Annotated in this window: 16 protein-coding genes, 1 pseudogene and 2 CRISPR repeat arrays; of the genes and pseudogenes, 8 read left to right on the forward strand and 9 right to left on the reverse strand. The window is 36.2% G+C overall.

What is annotated here, in order from left to right; translation table 11 throughout:
• The 5 genes from cas1 (DSM106972_RS24360) to DSM106972_RS24380 all read left to right on the forward strand — a co-directional run bounded on the left by cas1 (DSM106972_RS24360) (position 1) and on the right by DSM106972_RS24380 (position 6,178).
• Complete coding sequence (cas1, locus tag DSM106972_RS24360; RefSeq protein ID WP_127083136.1) at positions 1-2,004, forward strand: CRISPR-associated endonuclease Cas1; 2,004 nt, start codon at positions 1-3, stop codon at positions 2,002-2,004.
• A 259-nt stretch (positions 2,005-2,263) separates the two neighbouring features.
• Positions 2,264-3,685: a CRISPR direct-repeat array (repeat unit 35 nt; unit sequence GTTCGGCTTATTTAATAAGTCGCTTGATTGGAAAC).
• 235 nt (positions 3,686-3,920) lie between these two features.
• Complete coding sequence (cas1, locus tag DSM106972_RS24365; RefSeq protein WP_127083137.1) at positions 3,921-4,958, forward strand: CRISPR-associated endonuclease Cas1; 1,038 nt, start codon at positions 3,921-3,923, stop codon at positions 4,956-4,958.
• Positions 4,959-4,960: 2 nt separating this feature from the next.
• Complete coding sequence (cas2, locus tag DSM106972_RS24370; RefSeq protein ID WP_127083138.1) at positions 4,961-5,239, forward strand: CRISPR-associated endonuclease Cas2; 279 nt, start codon at positions 4,961-4,963, stop codon at positions 5,237-5,239.
• Positions 5,240-5,400: 161 nt separating this feature from the next.
• Entirely contained in the window at positions 5,401-5,700 is a 300-nt protein-coding gene (locus tag DSM106972_RS24375) for a hypothetical protein (RefSeq protein ID WP_127083139.1), read from the forward strand.
• A 280-nt stretch (positions 5,701-5,980) separates the two neighbouring features.
• Positions 5,981-6,178 (forward strand): hypothetical protein, encoded by a 198-nt coding sequence (locus tag DSM106972_RS24380; RefSeq protein WP_127083140.1) that lies wholly within the window; start codon positions 5,981-5,983, stop codon positions 6,176-6,178.
• A gap of 507 nt (positions 6,179-6,685) precedes the next feature.
• Positions 6,686-7,584: a CRISPR direct-repeat array (repeat unit 35 nt; unit sequence CTTCGACTTATAAAAAAAGTCGCTTGATTGGAAAC).
• Positions 7,585-7,704: 120 nt separating this feature from the next.
• On the opposite strand, the gene DSM106972_RS24385 is transcribed toward DSM106972_RS24380, so the two are convergent.
• From DSM106972_RS24385 to DSM106972_RS24410, 6 genes are read right to left on the reverse strand one after another with little or no spacing between them, the layout of a single operon-like run.
• Positions 7,705-9,426, reverse strand: a complete 1,722-nt coding sequence (locus tag DSM106972_RS24385) for a hypothetical protein (protein ID WP_127083141.1) — start codon at positions 9,424-9,426, stop codon at positions 7,705-7,707.
• 11 nt (positions 9,427-9,437) lie between these two features.
• Positions 9,438-11,120 (reverse strand): hypothetical protein, encoded by a 1,683-nt coding sequence (locus DSM106972_RS24390; protein ID WP_201800775.1) that lies wholly within the window; start codon positions 11,118-11,120, stop codon positions 9,438-9,440.
• Entirely contained in the window at positions 11,110-11,574 is a 465-nt protein-coding gene (locus DSM106972_RS24395) for a hypothetical protein (RefSeq protein ID WP_127083142.1), read from the reverse strand. Before DSM106972_RS24395 ends, DSM106972_RS24390 begins: the two co-directional genes overlap by 11 nt.
• A gap of 2 nt (positions 11,575-11,576) precedes the next feature.
• Positions 11,577-12,479: an RAMP superfamily CRISPR-associated protein gene (locus tag DSM106972_RS24400; protein WP_127083143.1), complete on the reverse strand. Its 903-nt coding sequence runs from the start codon at positions 12,477-12,479 to the stop codon at positions 11,577-11,579.
• A complete protein-coding gene (locus tag DSM106972_RS24405; RefSeq protein WP_127083144.1) occupies positions 12,480-13,577 on the reverse strand; it encodes a type III-B CRISPR module-associated Cmr3 family protein in 1,098 nt (365 codons plus the stop codon).
• 37 nt (positions 13,578-13,614) lie between these two features.
• Entirely contained in the window at positions 13,615-15,429 is a 1,815-nt protein-coding gene (locus DSM106972_RS24410) for a Cas10/Cmr2 second palm domain-containing protein (protein ID WP_127083145.1), read from the reverse strand.
• A 419-nt stretch (positions 15,430-15,848) separates the two neighbouring features.
• Between DSM106972_RS24410 and DSM106972_RS53775 the strand changes: the two are divergent.
• Together DSM106972_RS53775 and DSM106972_RS24420 are read left to right on the forward strand one after the other, a co-directional pair.
• Positions 15,849-15,926: pseudogene (locus DSM106972_RS53775) on the forward strand (histidine phosphatase family protein); the annotation flags it as partial.
• A gap of 100 nt (positions 15,927-16,026) precedes the next feature.
• Positions 16,027-16,296, forward strand: coding sequence for an AAA family ATPase (locus tag DSM106972_RS24420; protein ID WP_127083146.1), 270 nt, complete (start codon positions 16,027-16,029; stop codon positions 16,294-16,296).
• Here DSM106972_RS24420 and DSM106972_RS24425 read toward each other — a convergent pair.
• Positions 16,258-17,493, reverse strand: coding sequence for an ISAs1 family transposase (locus DSM106972_RS24425; protein ID WP_411675329.1), 1,236 nt, complete (start codon positions 17,491-17,493; stop codon positions 16,258-16,260). The two genes, DSM106972_RS24420 and DSM106972_RS24425, sit on opposite strands and share 39 nt — an antisense overlap.
• A 1,646-nt stretch (positions 17,494-19,139) precedes the next feature.
• Between DSM106972_RS24425 and DSM106972_RS24435 the strand changes: the two genes are divergently transcribed.
• The gene (locus DSM106972_RS24435; RefSeq protein ID WP_127083147.1) at positions 19,140-21,068 is read left to right on the forward strand and encodes a WYL domain-containing protein; all 1,929 of its coding nucleotides are present in this window, start codon (positions 19,140-19,142) and stop codon (positions 21,066-21,068) included.
• An 81-nt stretch (positions 21,069-21,149) separates the two neighbouring features.
• On the opposite strand, the gene DSM106972_RS24440 is transcribed toward DSM106972_RS24435, so the two are convergent.
• Both DSM106972_RS24440 and DSM106972_RS24445 read right to left on the reverse strand, forming a co-directional pair.
• Positions 21,150-21,776, reverse strand: a complete 627-nt coding sequence (locus DSM106972_RS24440; RefSeq protein ID WP_127083148.1) for a sigma-70 family RNA polymerase sigma factor — start codon at positions 21,774-21,776, stop codon at positions 21,150-21,152.
• A gap of 276 nt (positions 21,777-22,052) precedes the next feature.
• Complete coding sequence (locus DSM106972_RS24445; protein WP_127083149.1) at positions 22,053-22,340, reverse strand: hypothetical protein; 288 nt, start codon at positions 22,338-22,340, stop codon at positions 22,053-22,055.
• Positions 22,341-22,623: the final 283 nt, after the last annotated feature.

Genomic DNA, 22,623 nt, shown 5'->3' on the forward strand with positions numbered 1-22,623 from the left:
ATGTTCATAGAGCAACTTCTTGCCGCATGGTATCACATCCGTTGCGGGAGTCGTAGTGCTGGTGTTGACGGAATTACCGTTGACCTATTTGCTGCATCTGCTGACTCACAAATACAAATGATTTTGAATCAAATACAACAGCAATCTTATCATGCTAGTCCAGCCAAAGGGTTTTATGTTACCAAGAAAAACGGCGCCAAGCGATTAGTTGGTATACCGACTGTTCGAGACAGAATTGTGCAGCGTTTATTACTCGAAGAAATGTATTTACCCTTAGAAAATGCTTTTCTTGATTGTAGTTACGCTTATCGTCCGGGACGCAGTATTCAAAAAGCTGTGCAGCATTTGTATGGGTACTATCAATCACAGCCAAAGTGGATTATCAAAGCTGATATAGCAAACTTTTTTGACAATATTTGTCATGCTTTGCTACTTACAGTAGTAGATAATTTGAAGCTTGAACCTATTTTAATGCAATTGCTGCAAGGGCAAGTTAAAGCGGGAGTCGTGATTGGTGGGCAAACAATTTTCCAAAATAAAGGGGTATTACAGGGAGGAATACTTTCTGGGGCACTTGCAAATTTATACTTAACGTATTTTGATCAAAAATGTCTTGACCATCGCATCAAAATGGTGCGGTATGGTGATGATTTCAGCATTGCTTGTGATACATGGAGGGAAGCAAACCAGATTTTAGATAAAGTTACTCATTGGTTGGGAGAACTTTATTTACATTTACAGACCGAGAAAACACAGATTTATGCATCTCATGAAGAATTCATATTTTTGGGACATCGCTTTGCTAATGGAAAAGTTTATGCACCTCCACCACCTGATACGAAGAGAAAGGGGGAATGGACGACAACAGAATCAGGATATCCATATTTTCGTCCAAAAGCGCGCGAGTTAAAGTTTGAATCTCGTTTTCCCAAAGCTTGCGACATTAGTAAACCCAGCAATTTACCCAAAGCTCCAACTACTCATCTTTGGCACGATTCTATGTCTACATTATACGTATCTGACCAAGGCGCCCACTTGAGCATCAAAAACCATCAGTTCCAAGTTTACTATCAAGGAGAATTACGGATTAAAATTCCTGCAACCCGTGTCAGTAGCATTGTACTGTTTGGTTGCTGCAATGTATCACATGGCGCCGTTACTTATGCATTAAGGCGCCGGATACCAATTATATACCTTTCTCAAAAAGCTAGATATTATGGTCGGTATCAAGCAGAGAGCAATGCAAAAATTAAGTATTTAATTCAGCAGGTAATGTGTTCACAAAAACCAGAATTTATCAGAAAACAAGCTGAAAGCATTGTTTGGGCTAAATTACATAACTCGCGCGCGTTGCTGCTGAAATTAAATCGTCGTCGTCCATCCAGAAAAGCAGCTTCGGCAATTGATTTGATTGCTAATTTGATGGATGATTTACCACAAGCTGAGTCAATAGATGCACTGCGAGGTTATGAAGGTAAAGGTGCAACATTATATTTTCAGGCATTGGGTTCACTATTTACAGGAGTATTTGCTTTTGATAAACGTACAAAGCGTCCTCCAACAGACCCAATTAACAGCCTTATGAGTTTAGGATACACTTTGCTGAGTCAAAATATTTTCTCGTTAATACAAGCTGTTGGTTTACATGCTCATTTTGGCAACCTTCATGTACCCGATGAAAATCATCCAGCTTTGGTTAGCGACTTAATAGAAGAATTTCGCGCGCAGTTGGTAGATTCCTTGATAGCTTATTTAATTAATTCCAAGATTTTTACACCAGAGGAATTTACACCACCTGATGAAAAAGGAGGAGTGTATCTCCAGCCTCACTCAATCAAAAAATTTCTCAAACACTGGGAAGAAAAGCTACAATCGGAGATAACACATCCCCATACAGGGTATCAAGTAAATTTCCGACGATGTATAGAATTACAAGTATGGGAGTATGTTGCTTGTTTAATGGGAGAAATTGATGTCTATCGACCAATGGTTTGGAAACTATAGTTCTTTTGCATTGGCAAAATCGACTTTTATTAGTTCAACTTATCAATAAATCCTGATTGATAAGCATCTGAGGGGGTCAGCTAATGCCTGAAACCCGCATTCTCTCGTTGACCCCCTCAGATTGATTACTGCGTAAAGCTTTCAAGGTGCTAGAGTATGGAGTTATTGATAGTAATTCTTAATTATTTGGCAATAATATTGACCCCCTCAGATAATGGCGTTTACAATGGTTACTACACAAGCCTTTCAGAAGGCTAGGGTTCGGCTTATTTAATAAGTCGCTTGATTGGAAACTTATAGCTTCAATGGAGCTTCGTCATGCCAAACAAAGTTCGGCTTATTTAATAAGTCGCTTGATTGGAAACTGTTTTCATAGTTTTTTGGTGCTATGCACTAATTTGATGTTCGGCTTATTTAATAAGTCGCTTGATTGGAAACTCGTTTTCATGGATTTTTTCCAGTAAACTATAAATGTTCGGCTTATTTAATAAGTCGCTTGATTGGAAACAATGATAAGTTTCTTCATTAGAAACTCCTAAATAATGAGTTCGGCTTATTTAATAAGTCGCTTGATTGGAAACTTTTAGGCCTGCACAACAAAGGGGCAGGAGATAAAGGTTCGGCTTATTTAATAAGTCGCTTGATTGGAAACATGTTTGACTCCAGAATGTAAATTATGCAAAGAAATTGGTTCGGCTTATTTAATAAGTCGCTTGATTGGAAACACAATGATAAGTTTCTTCATGAGAAACTCCTAAACAATGTTCGGCTTATTTAATAAGTCGCTTGATTGGAAACTGTATTCATGCTTAGATTGTTCTCTAAAGAACAATTGTTCGGTTGTTCGGCTTATTTAATAAGTCGCTTGATTGGAAACTTTCATAGTTTTATTGCGTTCATTTAACGCAAAAGAAGTTCGGCTTATTTAATAAGTCGCTTGATTGGAAACTTGATGGAAGAAGCAGCCTTTCTAGTGATAGTAGCCATAATGGTTCGGCTTATTTAATAAGTCGCTTGATTGGAAACTTTACAAACCACTTCATAAAATGACCTCAAAAAAAGGTTCGGCTTATTTAATAAGTCGCTTGATTGGAAACTGTTGTACTCAAGGCGTAGATTTTCTAAATCGCGAAGTTCGGCTTATTTAATAAGTCGCTTGATTGGAAACTTTGTAAGCATGTTGCCTCCTTGGGCATAAAGTAAAAACAGTTCGGCTTATTTAATAAGTCGCTTGATTGGAAACAAGAGTGGGAATCAAAAGCAACAATACTTTTTTCATTGTTCGGCTTATTTAATAAGTCGCTTGATTGGAAACATTACTCAGCTTTTACTCACAATTTGACTTATAGTGAGCAAGTTCGGCTTATTTAATAAGTCGCTTGATTGGAAACAATCTTGCGCTTCTTGGTTCATAAAAAAAATCTCAACTGTTCGGCTTATTTAATAAGTCGCTTGATTGGAAACTTCGCGTACATAATTTTTCCTCCTGGAAAAATATCGGTTCGGCTTATTTAATAAGTCGCTTGATTGGAAACAGAGTGGGTAGTTATCTTGGATAACTTTAATAAAGAGTTCGGCTTATTTAATAAGTCGCTTGATTGGAAACAGTCGTAGGTCTTTCATAATGAAGCCATAATAAAGGAATAGTTCGGCTTATTTAATAAGTCGCTTGATTGAAAACTAGTACAACAAATATATAAAGGGTCGAAGGTATCGTTTCGACCCTTTTTTGATGTGCAAAATTCAAATCATATAACCCATATACAAAGTCATATAAAAACAACTTTTACTCATACACGGACTCATATACAGGTTTGAGACAATGAAATTAAGTCAGAAGTAAAGAGATAACGGCGCCACTAAAGCCCTATCATTCTTTTTATTTTTAACTTATATCCTTTTACCTTTTACATACTATGTCTGTAATTTACCTGACCGAGAAGAAAACATCATTTAAAGTTCAACACCAGTATTTGAAGATGTTTTTTAATGGAAGACAGCGTACCATTCGCATTCGTAATATCAGCCAATTCATTATATTCGGCGCCATTAAGTTACCGAAAGATGTCATGCAAATTATACGTCTTAATCAAATACCCGTCCTTTATCTAACAGAAAACTTGGATTTTCTAGGACGTGTCGAAAATCCATCGTCATTGCAAACTAAATACCTAACTCATCAACGTCAACGCTTGCATGATTTTGAATTTAATCATGGGACAGCAGAAAGTATTACCTGGGCTAAATTGCACAACCAGTATACTTTTTTGCAAAGCTGGACTCCTCATCGTGTAGACTATACAATTAAACAGGCGTTAGATTACTTAAAATTACTGATGGATAACTTGCCTGCTGCATTATCCATCCATGAACTGCGCGAATATATGGAAGAAGCTGACAAGATTTATTATTGTGCAGTTGCTTCTATCATCAGCTTTTATAACCCATGCACGCAAACAACACTGCAACAAATTAATCAATTACTAAAATTGGGTAATCAACTGCTGCATCAATATATATATACCCATCTTATCTCCACAGGACTTCACCCTGACTATGGGATTATACACAGTGATGCTCATCACGAGTTGCCCTTAGCATGGGACTTTAGCGCAGAATTTCGCGCACCTGTAGTTGACGACTTGGTTATAAATTTTGTCCGTAATCTTCCTAACTTGAATAGTAACGGTAACGGTAACGGTAAAAAATGCCCTCTTAATCTAATTCAACATTTCCTTAAATGTTGGGAAGGAAAGTTAAAGACTTTTGTGCTACACCCTTGTGCAGGAGAGGTCAGTTATCGCCAGTGTATTGATATACAAGTACGCGAATACGCTGCATCTTTATTGGGTGATATTGAGTATTACCGTCCTCTAGCGTTGAAACTTCATCCACAGAATAATGCTGTTACTAACATCGCAGAGAACCAAAAACCAGTATTAACCTTGGTGTAGCCATGTTTTATCTAATTTGCTACGACATTGTTAGTGATACCCGTCGCAACAAGGTGTCAAAACTCTTGGAAGCTTATGGGTTGAGGGTACAAAAGTCTGTATTTGAGTGCGTCTTAGACGAAAAACAGTTTGCAACTTTATCTCAATACTTAATGCGACTTGTCAACAGACGCGAAGACCAAATCAGATTTTACCCGATGACTGTGCATAATCGTTGCAAAGTAGCTGTACTCGGCACGAAACCAGAATTTACCATTGATGATGCAGCATTTATTGTTTAGCTGCAACCTTACATAGAATTTACACCACTCAGTATATGGTCGTTTATAAACAAGCGCGCGCTCCACCGTAGTGCTGAGAATAAGCACGCGCGTTGCTTCTACATACCCTACATCATTGCAAATAACCTGAATCGAACATTAAATACTTTTATGTAATTATCATGTCCAAACCTCGCCGCATCACAACACGAGAATTAAATATAATGCAACTGTATATTGCTTGGGAATATGGAATGGCACCGCAGCAATTTTACAGCAAATGGGATGTCAGTTACGAACAAATTGCTTTAATATGTTGTCGTTCTGACTCCACAGTTAGAGGTTGGTTTAGAAGCGGTAATAATAAACGGTATCCAACTTTTAACGATAGGCGCCATCTAGCACTTTTAGATTTCTTGCTAGAACACTTTGAAGAAATTCCTCAAGCATTGTTAGAACTTTTATATCCTTCTCAGTCCTAGATATTAAATACTCACAGTGAGGAACATCCCAATTTGGAATAACCACGTCATGCTGAGAAACGTAAACGCAGTTTTCCCGCAGGGTAGCATCTTAGAGAACTCGAATATTACCAAGATTCTTTACTACGCTCAGAATGACAATTTATATTTTTGCAAAATTGGCATGCCCTCCACACATTGGCACCTCTGTCAATATCAACTTGGAATTTTTTCAGCTTTGCTTTTTGATTAACTTAGCTCTTAGTTTTGCACAGAACTACACAATTTAGGAAACTCAATCATGACTTATGCTGACAAGTTACATCCTTGGTGTATCATCAGAACATTATCGAATTGTCAAAACCTGATGATAGCAAGATTTCGTAGTCGAGGTGAAGCGACTAATTATTTAAATGCCTTGCAAAGACTAATTCCCGATGGAACATTTACAATAATATTTGAAATGGTGAAAGAAACAACCTTTGTAGAGGACAATTAAATAGCATTCTACCACTACTTCTAAAATACAAGGTTTGGTTTCGCGCAAGCATAACTTAACCTTGCATCTTTAGCATGATTCTATTTTTGCATACTGGAGGGGTGACAAAGGCGCCTGTCATCTCCAATTCGCAATTCGCAATTCGCAGTTCTCAATTATACTGCAAGCAGATAGAATCTAAACTCATGTCATACCGAGAAACTGTCATGCTGAGGAACGTAAACGGAGTTTTCCCGCAGGATAGCATCTTTAGGATTTTTACGTCATACACCATTGATTAGTTTCACTTATTATTTGGCTGTGACTGATAAGCATCTGAGGGGGTCATACAATGTCTGAAACCCTTATTCTCTCGTTGACCCCCTCAGATTGATTGCTACGTAAAAGTTTCAAGGTATTCGTGTATGGATTTATTGAGAGTAATTATTAATAATTTCAAGATAATCTTGACCCCCTCAGATTATGGGGTTTACAATGGTTACTACACAAGCCTTTCAAAAGCTTGCCCTTCGACTTATAAAAAAAGTCGCTTGATTGGAAACTTCTACTTTCTGTTATCATGGATTGTGTCCAAAAAACGCTTCGACTTATAAAAAAAGTCGCTTGATTGGAAACACTTTATTTTCACCATTCATAAACACAATGACCTAACTTCGACTTATAAAAAAAGTCGCTTGATTGGAAACATGTTGAGGTAACAAGATTATGTTACTAAAACCAAACTTCGACTTATAAAAAAAGTCGCTTGATTGGAAACTAAAAAAACGACATTGTTACATTGTCATCAGTGATGGCTTCGACTTATAAAAAAAGTCGCTTGATTGGAAACATAATACGATCGCAATTAGTTCCATTTTCCAAACCTCCTTCGACTTATAAAAAAAGTCGCTTGATTGGAAACATTTTTTTGTGAATTTTTACACTTCCAACCCCATACTTCGACTTATAAAAAAAGTCGCTTGATTGGAAACAACAATTCTGAATTTCATAGCAGATATTCTCAAACAACTTCGACTTATAAAAAAAGTCGCTTGATTGGAAACACCATAAACAACCTCTTGCCTATTATTCAGGCGTAAAAACTTCGACTTATAAAAAAAGTCGCTTGATTGGAAACTCTCCTTGTGCCTGCTGATATAATCAGGGCATAATTAAGCTTCGACTTATAAAAAAAGTCGCTTGATTGGAAACAAAACAAGGAAAACTCTCATAAATTTTTCATGAAGTCTTCGACTTATAAAAAAAGTCGCTTGATTGGAAACTAAACAGTCATTTTTAAAGCACATGAAGTGCAAAAATGCTTCGACTTATAAAAAAAGTCGCTTGATTGGAAACTTAGCCATTATTTTTTCTCCAAGAATACAAAGTATACTTCGACTTATAAAAAAAGTCGCTTGATTGGAAGCTAATAAAAAATATAAAAAGGGTCAAAGCTGTTGCCTCAACCCTTTTTTATTAATCCACGTCTTAGTGTGTGAAAGTAGTTTTGTTTTATTTGTAGTACAGATAATAGATAATCGCGCACCTTACTTTAATAAGTTCGCAATATCCTGTAGCTCTTGCTGCAACTGGCTATTGCCAACAAATAAGCCAAAATGTATAATAACTTTTAAAAAGTGTTTTTTGACTTCTTCTTGATAGACTGTTAAAACATCTTGATAGTTGCTATTTTGTTTAGTGCCCAATAAGTATTTTATAACCTCTTCGGCTTCTACTCCCAATAAGTTGTGCATTAATTGGTTACGATGGTCGTCTTCATATTCTCGTTCGTACTGACTTACCCATTCTAGTAAACCCCACATTAAAGGTTTAAAATTTGGTTGTAAATAACATAGCCATGCAAGCATTCCTGTGTTACTTCCAATCACGCTAAAATTACCATAATCGCCTTTATGCAGTTTTTCTAAAATCTTTTTTAATGATTCATTGTTATTGCTATTATCAGTGGGAAACTGTAGTTTACGCAGAATATTTAACTTTTCTTCTTTAATATTCTTGCTTTTATGCACTTTCATTAAATTTTTTAAGCGATTATCTGGATATTTTTTACCGTTGTAGTCAGTATCGTCAGTTACAAATCCCAGTCCTTTTTTGTTCCAAATTATTACTTCGTCGGTATTTAATTTGACAAGTTTACCATCTATTTGTAATTGAATTTGAGGATATCTCTTGTATAATACATAAATAATTGCTGCTTTTAAGAAAGTTTCTTGAGCAGCACATAATAAGGTAATGCCTTGTATGTAGTTCTTATTCTTAAAGAATATCTCAACTAATTCCAAAGCATCTATTATTCGCTGCATAGCTACTTGCGGTTCATACTCTTGCCCTTTAGTTAAGCTATTACTAATATTAAATACATCTACAAGCTGTGTCAGGCGCCGTTTCACACTCTCATCAATGTTATCAATACCGTCTAAAATCTCTAAAGCGGCACCTGGTAATCCGTTTAAAATAAGTTGTTTCGCTTTTTGAATTTGGAGACCTCGCCAATAGTTAGAGCTATGGATTAACTGCGAATCATATTTTAAATCGTAGTTTTGGTCATAATAAGGACTGCTGACTAAAAAGCTAACGTTACTGAATTTGCCTAAACTTACAAATTGTACTGCAGATGATATGGCTGGCGTGCCTGCTTGGTGGCTCACATAAACATCTTCAGCTTGATTATATTGAAGTTTGGCTAGTTCTTGACTTAAGCTTTGTTCTACTAAATATAATGTGTCGTTCCAGTTATCTATTCCTGAACTTATTTGAGTTACTGGATTAATTTGGGGGTCAATTGATGCAAATATTAGTTGCGGGTGAACAAGTTCTTTAATCTGATACTTATTCTGGATATATTTTTCTAAAATTGGCTTAAGTTCACAAGTATCTTGCCAATAGGGGGATTCTGCATAAGAATGCTTTTCAACGTCGTTAAAAATTTGTTGTTGGTCAGTTATCAAGAAAATTATTTTATCTGGATATTGAATTCCATTTCTATTAAAGTATTCAAAGAAGGTATCTAAAAGCGGGAAAGATAAATCTTTAAATTCTGTATTTGCGACATGATTTTGATACACTAAACCCAATACTCGTGCAGGAACAGGATAAAGTTTTGTATTTTTGTCAATATTTGGCGCGTAAAATTCATCACAATTTTGAATTGGTGATTTCTCATTGACTTTTGAGTATAAACTTCCCCAATTATTATTTGAATTTAGTTGTACGTCGCTACTGCCAGTTGTAATTAACCATATTGCCATAACTTATCTCCTTACCAAACTTGTGTAAAATCAGTTTCGGTCTCTAAAAATCTGATAAAATCATCTGAAAATTTTTCCCTATCTAAAGATATATCGGGGAAGATAGTTAGTAACTCAATGTAGTTTATTACTACTATCTCTCCGTTGGCATTGCTGCTGTAACAGGGGTACATACGATGCCAGATACGTCCTGTTTTACCCATGCTACCTGTTAAACGATGGGGGTTTTTAATTGATTTACTTGGACTATAATTTTGATGGAACCAATATATCGCTTTACTTTTGTCACCTTCTGTAAAGCGTGCCCAAACTTGAACCTTGCGAGGATACCATGACTCACGCCATTTAGTTATTCCTTGTTGAGCTTGTTTATTTTCTGGTATCCATGTTTTAATTATGTTGCGAGTATTATTAATAAATTCGCGAATTTCTTTGAGTTCATTTATATTTAAACATAATGGTGTTGAACTATCTAGAAATTCCCAATGTGAACCAATTATCTGTTTCTGTTTCTTTGGTGCCTCATCGCCTTCTAGTTGTTCCGGCGCCTTATAGTATTCAGGAAAGAATTTTTGATGGCAGATACGGCGCCAAGATTTACCAAAGCTACTAAATAACAAGCTGAATTTGATTAGACTCTCTGTAGTCTGAATTAATTTAGTTCTTGTATCGTCATCTATTTTATCTTGAAAGCAAAAGATATTTAGCGTGCCTTGACTCAAAGTGTAAAATTGTTTGTCTGGATGCACGTTAATATCATCATCGCTAAAATCAAAGCTTGTTCCCAGTAAACCAACAGATGCTTCTTTGTTATTAAAGCCACCCCATAATTTGCTCGTAATATCTTGCGCGGTTGTTTTATCAGTCATCCCTCCTAGTAACCTAAGAGTATGTCCACGCAATGCAGCTTTAAACATGTTGCATCGAAATTCTTTCTTGCCGTTGACTAACTTGGATGTAACTCCTTGTCCTTTCAACTCTACTTGCAGCAATGGTTGGTAATGGTTGACTCCCAAAAAATGCCCATAACCTGCACTAACTCTTGACCCAATACCTACCCCCATCGCGCGTTCCCATACTTGCCAAATTTTATCCCATTCAAATGGTTGTAATGGTACACGACTAGAAATTCCAAATTTGAGAGTTGCTTTGTAGAGCGATATTTGGGCGTTAGCGTTAGTTTTTTGGTCTTCAATTACTTGTTTTTCGCTTTGGGAGTGGACAATATCAACCAAGCGCTTTGTCCACTTCATGTCTACTGGGTAAGCACCATGAAAACGCAGTATCCCTTGTGTGTAACTACCATCCGATAATTTTTTACCGCAGTAAAGTTCAACTTCTTCTAAGGTGCATATTTGCTTGCAAGCACGTAAAAAACCACCTTTCATACTTGCCCCGGAGTAATAAGGAAAACCCCCTGCACCAATAATAGGACGAATTACTCCTTCATCTTGCCCACTATTGGTAACTAGGCGCCAGCTAATTTTGTAATCTCTGGTTTCAACGTTATTGCCAAACCTTGGAATAAATTCTTCTGGCGCCAATGCCATATCATCCTTATCGGGAAAAACTTTAACCCACTCGTCCACCCATTTATATGCATCCTGGCGCCGTTTTCCCTTTTCAACACGATGAATTTGACATCGGTCTTGAATTTGCGCGCGGAACATCATTGGTACATTATCACTGCTCACCTTGTTTTTCCTCCTGAGAATTTTGATATCGCTGTGTCCACCAAACCAAACTGTCGCAAAGCTGAGTTAAAACACTGAGAGTAACTCTTTGATGCTCAATAGAAAAATTCTCCACATCCCAAAGTTTATCGGTCATATTCCGAATATCTTCGGTTTTAAAACTACGTACCCCGTCACGGTTCGTTATTATTGTTATTGTTTCATTAGGTACTTTTACACCTGCTTTACCCATGATATCTACTAGCGTCTTCCAAGTTTCTCGCCAAAATTCTCCTTTTTGTTGCTCTTCTTGTTTTCCCTTACTAAGCAAACGTAGGTGTTCACCCCAAAATCTTTCTAAACCATAGGCTACAGTAACCCGCATTTTATGCGATTCTTTAAGAACGCCTTTATCACGATAGTCCATGACAAGCTTTTGCGCTTCTTTATCTAATTCGTATAAATATAAAGCCATATTTACAACCCTTTAATTGTTAAACTACAGTGCCCAAAACCAATAGACTCTAAACCGCCAAGATATATATCACCTTCTGTAGTACCATCAATAGGTTTCCATTGTTTATCGGTTGGCTTGATGGCAATAGGAAATACTAAAATTGTTTTTTCTGGTAATGCTTCGACATTAAAAAAAGCTCCTCTCTTGGCTTTTTTCATATCTTCTTCTAGAGCAACTCGACTTTGACGATATAATGCCATATCATGAATTACCGCCATGTCATTATCGTTCACAATAATTGCAGGTAGATTTTTTCGAGTAGGTAAATATGCCTCGAATTGTTCCTGTTGTTTTTCTTGCTCTTCTTCATTTTGAGGTGGGTCTATGGTAATAAATCCTAAATTAAAGAAAAGAATTTGTTTATTCGCTAAATCTTTTGTATTTGACTGAGATTTCAAAGCATTTAAAAGATATTTGGAGCTTCGATATTCTTGCGGTGGTTCTACACTAATCTTAGCAATACGTTGATACCGCTCTAATAAACTAGGGCAACTAACCCAAACAATTGGTTGACCTGGACAAAATACTGGCAACCATACAATTGAAGCATGTTCTAATTTAATTAATGCTTCGCTTGTCCCGTCAGGTACTCCCTGTACTGCTTTTTTACCATACCAAATGTTTTCATCTAAATCTGGCGGAATTTCAATCTTATCATCTTTACTTTTTTGTACTTCCAATAATTGTCTATACTGCCGCATGTCCGCACGCAGACGACCACGAATAGAACTGCCATTGATAATGCCAGTTTGAGTAAATTGGTCACGGAAAATTAAATTTAAATTGCCGTTTTCTTCTCCCGCTGTTGCACCAATATGAACTGGCGCCAATGTTTCAATAATCCCGTATACTTGTTTATACATTTAAGCTACTCCTGATTGTAAGGATAAATCTTCAATTTCAATAGGTAAACACAAACCACAACCCACTTGTTTCATTGGGTATCCTTCACTAGGAAACCACTCTTCATCCCATTCACACCAAGGTTTTCCTAAAGGTTTATCGAAAACATAAACAGTTCCAGGTGGAACAGCGTAACGTCCCCTTCCAAGTCTTCCTGCAAGACTGCTACGACATGGGATTGGCTTATCGGTTAATATATTTATTGGTTTGGGAAAGTCTTTGTGTTGAGGGTAACGATAAGACAAACGTGTTGAACCCCATATTCCTGGTGTAATTAAAGCACAGTACTTTTGAATTGGTTTATTAAGTAAATCTAAAACTTCTTCTCTAGTAATTTCCAGTGTTTCAAGTTCAACTATATGATTTTCTCCACCAAAACGATGCCATCCTTTTAATTGGGGAGGTAATTCCTGAGTTGACAAATAAACTAAATGGATATTGGGTGGCATTTGCACCGCGTTTTCTAGAAATAAACCATTATTTTGTAAAGTATTACGTCGCTCATCTTCCATATGTGGGTGAAGAATAGGGATATATTTCCAAGGAGGTTTACCACAAGCTCTGGATTTCTTAATATTTGCGCTTGTCCGAGTCCAAAATGTAATTCTTTGCCAAGAATAGTCAGGCTCTAGTTTTGGTTCTATCTTTTTTTTGAATTCCCAATTTTTATTTACATCTAACCTCCACTCATTAGTTTCATCTTCCCCCATAACACGATGCCAAGGAATAGGAACATAAAATTCTTGCTCGCGTTTGGCTTCTGCCCAAAATGGTCCTGCTGTATATAATTCATCTTTAAATTTTTGAATGATTTCCCTTTTTTGAGTCTCAGTCAAATTTTTATCTTCATTAATGTGTTGAGTATAAGCGTTAATCAATAATCCAGATAATGTTACTGCATCTGGTGGAAATTTACTCCCCGAACGTCCTACCAAATTTTCTGGTGATAAAAAGGCGCCAGAACTCCCATACATCATACCCAGTGGCTTAATTACAACCAAATATTTAAATTGAACAGGATTGATATTTTTTCTTGTGTATCTTTTAATTGAAGTCATTATTATTCACCTATAAAATTTTCATTTAATCCGCTCATTATTCATTGCCACCATCCCCACATAAATACCAACCAACTGTAATTAAATTTTCAATCCAATCAATCATCGCTTGAGCAGGTTTAGAATTATTCATCGGATTATTTATACCAACTATGTAGTTTTCATGTTCTATTAAAATATCCCTTACGTTGGGAAAATATATATTAAAGAAATCTAGAAATGCGTTACGATTCTGAATAATTTTGTTTTGCTGATTAGTTGTTAAACTATTGATGTCAACTTCCCGACGATTTGGCGCCAAACCGAATGCATGGCGAACTTTTAACTCAGCTAAATCACCATAAACATGGCTCCAATTAGGAAAATACTTATAATTACCTTCTTGAATTTCATTACTATTTTGTTGAGTTCTTCTACAATGTTCTTCCCATTTGGCTAAGGTATTACCATTTCTATCGCGATATTTTTGTAAAATGTCTAAATAATCCCAAGGACAAGTCCACTCAACATACTGCCCACTATTAAATAAAACACGAATTGTAACCCGATTACGTTGACGTGATTTAGCGACAGCTTGCGCTTCTCTACAATGCTGCAATACATCGCGCTGCGGAACACTACCTGCTACCCAAACAAAACCAACACTAAGAGTTATATCTTGCTTGTGTTCTTCCCATTTTTTTGGTATTCCCATTAACCATTTAAATGCGTTTAAAGGTTTAATAGGCTTTGCTGGATTGCTGCTATAAATTATACCAAGAAAATCATCTCCTCCTGCGTAAATAACTCTTCCCAAATCACATTTATAGAATCCTTGTCCCCATTCGCGTAAAGCGTTTGAGAAATTCCTGATATTGCTTTCAGCATTGTCACAACCAGCAAATTCAATCAGCTTATCTCCAACTTTATCCCCATCACCCATAAACCAACCAGTCCATTGTCCGGGAGTGTCTTTTGTTGGTTTGCGTTGAATCTCTCTAAAGCCTTGTTCTAAAGGTTGGATGCCAATTGCATCTACAATTTCGTGCCAAGTAACAAGTCTTTTTACTAATTCGGGGATACTTAACCTTTCATCGGGTGTAATAAACTTGCCCTCTGGAGTATTTAACTGCTCATTTGGCATAGTCGATTCAACTTGAGGTTTAACTTCAGGAATCACTAACTTGCCACCTTCTGCAATAAATCTACCATCTGGACTGGGTTGATTTGCATTATACTCAGTTATTTCAGCTAATTTGATATAAAATTTTGTAATTTCTTCATCCTTGGCGCCATAGCCAAAGTCTTGAATCTCCCGTTTTTTATTTCCCAATTTTGGATAAGCGATAGCGTCACTTCCCGTCAAGCTAGAACTTTCTCCCATCCAATTGAGTGCTGTCCAAGCACGGGACAGTTTGCGTGTTTCCAAATCCTTCATTGCAGCAGTAATTGCTTCAGATTCAGTATTACCAGTTCCACTTCCCCAAAAAAGTTCCCAAGCATGGTTTCCCCAGTTATTCCATTCTTCATGCCAATAATAAGGTTTAAATTCGGACAATTTATCTTCTATCCAAGCTTTACACTCACGCAAAATTAACTTCCATCCATCCAGAAGTGCTTTGTGAGCGTCCTTGTAACTAAAATGACCCTTTATCAAAATGCGATTAGACATCCCCTTCTGGATATGTACCAAACCAGGAGAGATTACATTCTCAACTCCAGCAGCTTGAACTATCCGTAAACTCAGGAAAGAGAGTATATTGGAGGCGCCGAATAAATCTCTTAGCTTGCGGGACTTTTCAATTGAACCCTGTACTGGAGCATAGGTAACAACTGTATATGTGTACTGTGGTTGCGATTGTGGTTGTTCCACGATGTTTCCCTAGTTTGATAGTACGACTGTAAATTAATTAAGCTTGAATACTCAAAAATCAATAATTAGATGTATAAGTAAATTTTGATGCATACCCACAAAGTGATATTACGCGAGGATACATTGAAAACAAGTATCATTTTATATATTGACAGAGGATGTTCATAAGTCAAGGGGGTCTCGTGCGAATAACGGTTATTTTGTAAAATTCTTTGGTTGAAGAGAAATTTAAAAAAATTTTCTTAATAGCATGACACCCCAAAAAAACCCAGAAAAGCCATCTTAATATTCAAGATAGCGAGATGGAGGTTTCACATGTCGGTAACTATCGATGCTAACTATCAATTTCAAGAGACAATACATCTAAGGTAAATTCTGCAAGAGCCGCACGAAGGAGTTAGGGTAATTTTGTACGGCACGGAAAAACAGATTGGAATCGGCAGAAGCGCTATCAAGGCTGGACTGATATCCCACTAAACTCGAGGGAGACATCATAGGCACCGCTTCCATATCTATATGGGCATGGAATACTCAATCTAGGTAAATAAACGTTTATCTTGCCTTTATCCACAAAAACGACTAAAAATAACATAAAATATGAATACACCATTAATTTGTCATTTCTTAATTGGTTCACCAGGCGCGGGGAAATCAACCATAGCGCAAAAACTAGCTAATTATGATAAAAATTATGTGATTGTTTCGACAGATAAAATTCGCTTTGAGTTGTATGGAGATGAAAGTATTCAAGGTAAATGGGAAGAAATAGAGCCAATTGTTATCAAGCAAATAAAAGACATAGTTACCAGGGTAAGCGCATCTCAAATGCTATTGACAAGGGGGTTCAGAAGCATCATCACAAGATAAACAAGCAGCAAGAATCGTCAACATATAGTTATTGTCCATAGCAGCTCGTTTTGATTTTTGACGATTACTACGCTTAAAGGATTGCTCTAAATTTAATGCATTGAGTGCAAGTCGTCGTAATAATGATAAGTTTTGTGGAGCATGACCAGTGCGAACGCGACAAGCATCTTCATTGAATGTTACATCTAGGCTCCAGTGTAGACTATTCTCAATTCCCCAATGTAAACGGATAGCTTGTGCCAATTTATTTGCATCACAGTCTAAGCTAGTTAGATAAAACTGAACTTCGCGCGTTGTTTTATTCCATAAATGCCGTACACGTATAACCATAACCACGCATTTAAGTCCTACCCAATCCGAATGATTGTGTAAAGATGGTAGTTGAGAAATAGGAACACACCAAACTTGTCTCTTTTCGGTACGATGATGACCTCTTTCTACCCTTTCTGAGTAACTATTAATAATGCCTTCAAATCCCTGGCTTAAATGCTTCTCAAACCAATCTTTTACTTCAGAATGAAGTGTAGGATGATTCCCTTTCAGTGCTAAAATATAGTTAGCATTTGCATGATAAATTTGAGATGCAATTGCAGTTTGCGTACCCATTGCATCAATAGTAATAATGCATCCCGCTAAATCTAATAATTCTAACAACGCAGGAATTGCAGTAATTTCATTTGATTTATCGGCAACTTTCACTTGTCCTAAAACTAAACGATGCTGACTTGACCATGCACTAACCAAATGTAAAGCGGATTTTCCCTGTTCTCTATCGTAAGAACCTTTAAGAGTTTTACCATCAATAGGGATTATTTGTGCGCCAACTGTTTCAACTATTGACTGTACCCATTTCTGAAAGCATTGCTCAAATACTTTTGGGTTAATACGTTCAAATACTCGTCTAAATGTATCTGGGCTAGGGATACCCCAACGTAACTCTAAAAATTTTTCTAACCAATCATGTTTACTTAATCCATAATTTTGCATATCTTCCCATCCCTCACCTCCCGCAATTACCGATAATATTCCAATAATTAAAATATCCATTAATGAATGATAACGTGTTCTTTCTACGCGCGGGTCTTTTATCTCGCTAAAAATTAATTCCATTTTTTCTATTAGTGCATTTGCATTTGCTATACTTAAAGTCTTAGAGTTTTTAGTTGTAAGGTTTTCTGATTTGAAACCTGGAGTCATAAGAAATATCCCCTTCTTATAAGTAGATGCTTTGCTTTAACCGCTTACTACTGCGAGCATTCGGTTGTGTTATGAATGTTTGCTACTTTTTAGTCAAGCATGGTGAGTGCTTTAAAACTCTTTATGTTTGTTATTTTATAAGGTTTATAAACACGCTTACATCCCCCAATTTTTTTCAAACCTGTTTTTGACGCTCCCTGAATTCCTTTGCGGTCGTTCAGCCAGTCAGTCAAGAACAGGTAACGGGTGGCAATACTGCTCGGTTAAGCGGGGGAGGCAGGGAAGCAGGGAGGCAGAGGAAGAAAAAAATCCTTCCCCTGCAACCCTTTCAACCCTTGCCCCCCAGATCAGCCTTAACGCAAAATCTCGCGATTCCGAGCAGTATTGTAACGGGTGGGGGTCTGTTCTTGACGGGCGGCAGCCCTCAAGAGCAGCTATATGGGTAGTACTAATTAATTTGAATAACTTCAAAATTATGGAATTAATCAGTTTCTTAACTTCTTACTTCAAATATTGTGAATTATTAAGTGTATAAATTATGTTAATAAATAGCTTAGTCTGAAAATGTATGTGAAAACGACAGAAAAAACATTTGTAGCAATCGTTTAATTATTGAAGCAACTAGTATCTTTTTGTCAAAAATATATTTATTTGCTGATTCAAAGACTAACTTTTGTTTTGTAAGCAATACTCTTACTTGTTACATTTATTAGCTAATTTGAAGCTGCAAGCAGAGTTTTGGATTTACTACCGAGAATTATTGGCTTATAGAGATTCTCCTTCTCTTCAAAGAAAACTTGAACTAACAGAAAAATTTTGGAAAATTTTCTGTTTAATTAAATATGTTTTTAAATTATAAAGTAAACTTATATTGAAATTCTTACCCGTCTGTCGGGAGCGCAAATTTTGGGATACCCAAACGACCTGTTTATTTAACTCGCACCTGTTTTTTACTGACTAGTGACCGATAGGGCACTCAAGTCAGTAAAAAACAGGTACCGGGTTGGGGTTTGGGGAAGGCACTCCTTCCCCAACACGTTTGGGCTTTATGATAATTGTGAAAAACTCTTTATTTCTTAATAAACCTCAGAAAACTGATAACTTTATTTTAATTGTATTGGATTTGTGGAGTATCTATTGGTAGTTATAGTTTTTGACTCATTTTCAGACCAGATGAGTTTTAGCGGGCGCAAATAAAGATACTAAATGTTTAATTCAATTAATAATTCATTATTTCAAGTAGAGTTATGTGGCGCCGCGTCGTATAGCTACGCATGGCTTAAGTTATTTGTAAGAATAATAAATTTATTTAAAAACACCACATAATAACTACTTACCCCAATATATTGAGCCGATACATATTAATTTACATTATAACTTGCCCATGCGTGAAAAGAAAATTATATTTATTAGCCATAGCTACTGCCCGTCTTTCTGTCGAAAATAAATACTGAGTTTTTCAATATTATTTTTGTTATTTATACTTAAATAGTATGAATTATTAATCAATTTTTAGTTAATTAAATATAGCGCTTGTAATTCAAGTGTAATTTATCAAGATTAAAGATTTAAACTTGATGCCTTTTAAATAAGCATTCGATTACTTGAATAATATTAAATTACTATTTAGTGTTTTGTAACTATTTTTGCTGACAAAAGCATATTTTATTCAAAAAAACTGTGTTTTAAAACACAAATTTAGATGCGCTAACCCTGACATAGTTACATCTGGTAAGCAAGTAATTTACGATGCAACAAATGCCAAGCGCGTTTGGCGAATGTCACTGTTAATCAAATTAAATGTACTCAACATTCAATGGATTGCATGGCATTTAAACACGCCGTTAGATATTTGTAAAATATGGAATAAGAAGCGCAAACGTCAAGTTAGTGATGAAATTATCGCTAATTACCATCAGTATCTAAAAGACTTTCCAGCAATTCCCGCTGAGGGATTTACTGCTGTACATACAATTCATACTGCTGCTGGAAAATTTGACATTAATCAAATTATCGAAAAAACCAAAATAGTATCTAAAACTCAAACCAACCGTACTAATCGCACTCAAAATTCTCAAGTTCAACTACATCAGTATTCGCGTTTACTAGATTTTGAAAGATTAATGCATTTGATTGCATTAATTATTCAATATCCTGGTATTGGAGCATTGTATCAAAATGAACCTTCTACTTTAACGCAAATCCTCTCATCAATACCCAAAATCAATAGCGAAGTTGAAGAAGTGTGCGCTTGTATAGCCAAACTATATGGAAAAATTTATGCGGATGGAGATGCAATAGCAGCAGATTTAGAGTGGCTTGAGCAGAACGGAATTACTAGTGCTAATAATCTTAATAACGACTTAGATTTGTATAATATTGAGTATGAAGAGCTAACAACCCATGCTTATTCAGACCAAAATGCTTTTTCTCGCTTGCTTAAAACTATTCGTTTAGTTATTCATCACCCATTTTTATTTGACTCACAGCAAGGTGGAAGCTTGAAAACTCTTGTCACCGAATTAGTAAATCGTAAAATTATTGATGATGAATATTTAGACAGGATACGCAGCGATATTGATAAATATCTAAAGCCGTATAAAATACTTCCTAATTTTTCTCTAAGACGCGGATATTTTGCTGGAACTGCACTTTTAAATCAAAATGAGTTAAGTAAAGTTTTTAATATATTACAGTCGCAAGTAATAACTTTCGATGACCCATTAACACTACAAGTATATGAAAACTTTAAAGAACGGATGATTTTAAGTAAATTTACGGTTGAGGATGTTTATCCTCTGCGTGCGATAGGGAATCGTAGTATTGTAGATGTTAAACATTTACCTTTTGGTGCATTATTGAAAAGATTGGAATTTTTAGAAGAAGCTATTATCAATGGAAAAATATTAGAATTAAAAAATGTCGTCGAAACTGCTAAATTTCCCAATTGGGAGAATCAAGAAAGCATATTTATGGCTTACCCTTTGCAAATAGTTTTTCATAATGTTGCTTGGTATTTAGGATATGAATTTTATCAAGATGGAAAACCTGGGTTATTTGGATATCAACGTTTAGATAGGCTAATAGCAAGTAATTATTCTCAACAAGGTAGAAGTACAAAATTACAAGAAAAGTCATTGAAAAAGTTGAATAAGCTTTACAATTCAAGCGCAGGAATATTTCTAGGTAGTAGTGTAAGCGATCAACAGAAGTTTTTAAGTTCTAATAAATTAGAGCGGCAAAGTGTAGAAGTAGCGGTTGAATTATGGTGCAATGATTATAGCTTTAAGTTCATCAGCGAAGGAACTAGACGTTTTCCCACTGAGCAACTTGCTATGTCACCACTATTATCATCTTATAACCAGATTGATAAATCTATATTTAAATTACCTAGAACTTCGGATGCTGTATTTCCAAATCGTTTTCAAGTTAAATTGCCAAAATGGTCTTTATCTGATATTGATTTAAAGCGTTGGATTCTTGGATTTGGAGGTAATATTAGAGTTGTTCAGCCTGATTCTCTAGCGAACGAAATTAAATTAACAGGTGAAAATATTTTGAAAGCTTATGAATAATATAAAAGAATACATTTACTAGATATTCAATTTATTGCAATAAAAATACCCTTGATAGTCCAAGGGCACCGATACACTTTTTTAAAAGTCCTGTGATTGAACCATTTGCAGAACTAGTTGCCGCAGTTCTTCTAACGCGCGCTCTCCTCTTTTACGGAGTGTTGTGGACTGAACTGTTTTGCCTTGTGCTGCGTAGTAGTCGGAGATTTGTTGCCAGGACATATCCTTGAAGAAACGGAGCTTCAACAGTTGTTGCTTTTCAATAGCAAGTTTGCTTAAAGCTTTGTGAAGTTGCAGATGCCTGTCATCTTCATCCGTTGAACTTTCTGCACAGGCGCCTGCCATTGCTTTGAGTAAGGTGGTGCTGGTTTCAAAGTCGGCAGGGTCACGGAAGCTGGTATTTTTGTCCTTGCTTTTACGGCTCAGTTCCGAAACGACAAAGACAGTCGTCTTTCTTAGCCAACCTTGCAAGTTGTGGATTGGCTTACCTTTTTCTATGTTTGCGTTCAAGCGATGAACTGCTTCAAGAACTACATCTTCATCGGTGTAGTCTTTGCTCAGTTCTAACTGCCACAGACGAATGCGGGCATTTGTCAGCAATTTTTCCCAGTCAACTGTAGAGAGTTCTAACTGAGGGTAATCCTTTTGAATTCTTGCTAAGTATTTGGTTGCGAAGGTTTGAGGCTTTGCTGCAAGCTTCTTATTCATAGATTTTCCCCTTATTTGGTTGACTAAATACTTACAAATTACTGATGTGTGCCTTATCGCTGGCTCAAAAGAAGCTTCTTTTTCCTACTTTATTAATTTACATATTTCAAAATCTTCTTCCGGATATTTTCAGTGTATTTTTACTTGCTACTGTATTTTTATATAGATTGATTGTTGCGGTAATTACTTAATTGCTTAATCACTCATTCTTGCCTTTGTGAGCCAATCAGGAAAATTTCACAAATTTATTGTGATTTTTCTGACTGGCTCAAACCTTTACGGCAGAGGTTGCTCTAGTGAGGCGCCGCAGTTGCTGGTTTTGATGAGGTTGTATTCAAACTCCCAGAGTTTGATTGTCAACTCACCTTCACCGCAGCTTTTGGATGTAATCACCACCAAGCTCGGCACCATGATTGTGAGAGACACAACCAGCAGAAGCCAAGGCAGTGAAGCGAGGGTGAGAGGTTGCTTGGTAACGCTCTTGAGGCTTTTTGTTAGTTTCGCCATTGTTTTCATTGCTCCGTTTGGTGTTTTGGTTTGAACAGCAGGTTTGTTGTTTTTCATTGCTTGCCAATCCTTGGTGTAGTGGTTAAACAGCAAACGGAATACCGAAATCTACTACCGAGCTTTTACTTACTCTTTCGCCTCACACTAATTAATTGACAAAGGAGCGTGCAAAGTGTGACAAAAATGAATTATATTTTTTTTAAATCTGTGAATTCTTTATTGGACAAGGATTTTAACCTTAAATAAGCTTAGTATTTTTGATAGCTCAAATGTCTAAATTCTGAAAGGCTTATACATTAATACTTATACAAACTATATTGCCTGAGCTTATTTAAGTATC

Source organism: Dulcicalothrix desertica PCC 7102, from assembly GCF_003991905.1.
Lineage (GTDB): Bacteria > Cyanobacteriota > Cyanobacteriia > Cyanobacteriales > Nostocaceae > Dulcicalothrix > Dulcicalothrix desertica.

What these genes read in the sequence shown, in the direction of transcription:
- DSM106972_RS24425 (WP_411675329.1), bottom strand. Translation starts at nt 17,493, where the DNA reads ATGACTCCAGGTTTCAAATCAGAAAACCTTACAACTAAAAACTCTAAG.
- cas1 (WP_127083136.1), top strand. Translation starts at nt 1, where the DNA reads ATGTTCATAGAGCAACTTCTTGCCGCATGGTATCACATCCGTTGCGGG.
- DSM106972_RS24420 (WP_127083146.1), top strand. Translation starts at nt 16,027, where the DNA reads ATGAATACACCATTAATTTGTCATTTCTTAATTGGTTCACCAGGCGCG.
- DSM106972_RS24405 (WP_127083144.1), bottom strand. Translation starts at nt 13,577, where the DNA reads ATGACTTCAATTAAAAGATACACAAGAAAAAATATCAATCCTGTTCAA.
- cas1 (WP_127083137.1), top strand. Translation starts at nt 3,921, where the DNA reads ATGTCTGTAATTTACCTGACCGAGAAGAAAACATCATTTAAAGTTCAA.
- DSM106972_RS24400 (WP_127083143.1), bottom strand. Translation starts at nt 12,479, where the DNA reads ATGTATAAACAAGTATACGGGATTATTGAAACATTGGCGCCAGTTCAT.
- DSM106972_RS24380 (WP_127083140.1), top strand. Translation starts at nt 5,981, where the DNA reads ATGACTTATGCTGACAAGTTACATCCTTGGTGTATCATCAGAACATTA.
- DSM106972_RS24445 (WP_127083149.1), bottom strand. Translation starts at nt 22,340, where the DNA reads ATGAAAAACAACAAACCTGCTGTTCAAACCAAAACACCAAACGGAGCA.
- DSM106972_RS24375 (WP_127083139.1), top strand. Translation starts at nt 5,401, where the DNA reads ATGTCCAAACCTCGCCGCATCACAACACGAGAATTAAATATAATGCAA.
- DSM106972_RS24385 (WP_127083141.1), bottom strand. Translation starts at nt 9,426, where the DNA reads ATGGCAATATGGTTAATTACAACTGGCAGTAGCGACGTACAACTAAAT.
- cas2 (WP_127083138.1), top strand. Translation starts at nt 4,961, where the DNA reads ATGTTTTATCTAATTTGCTACGACATTGTTAGTGATACCCGTCGCAAC.
- DSM106972_RS24395 (WP_127083142.1), bottom strand. Translation starts at nt 11,574, where the DNA reads ATGGCTTTATATTTATACGAATTAGATAAAGAAGCGCAAAAGCTTGTC.
- DSM106972_RS24440 (WP_127083148.1), bottom strand. Translation starts at nt 21,776, where the DNA reads ATGAATAAGAAGCTTGCAGCAAAGCCTCAAACCTTCGCAACCAAATAC.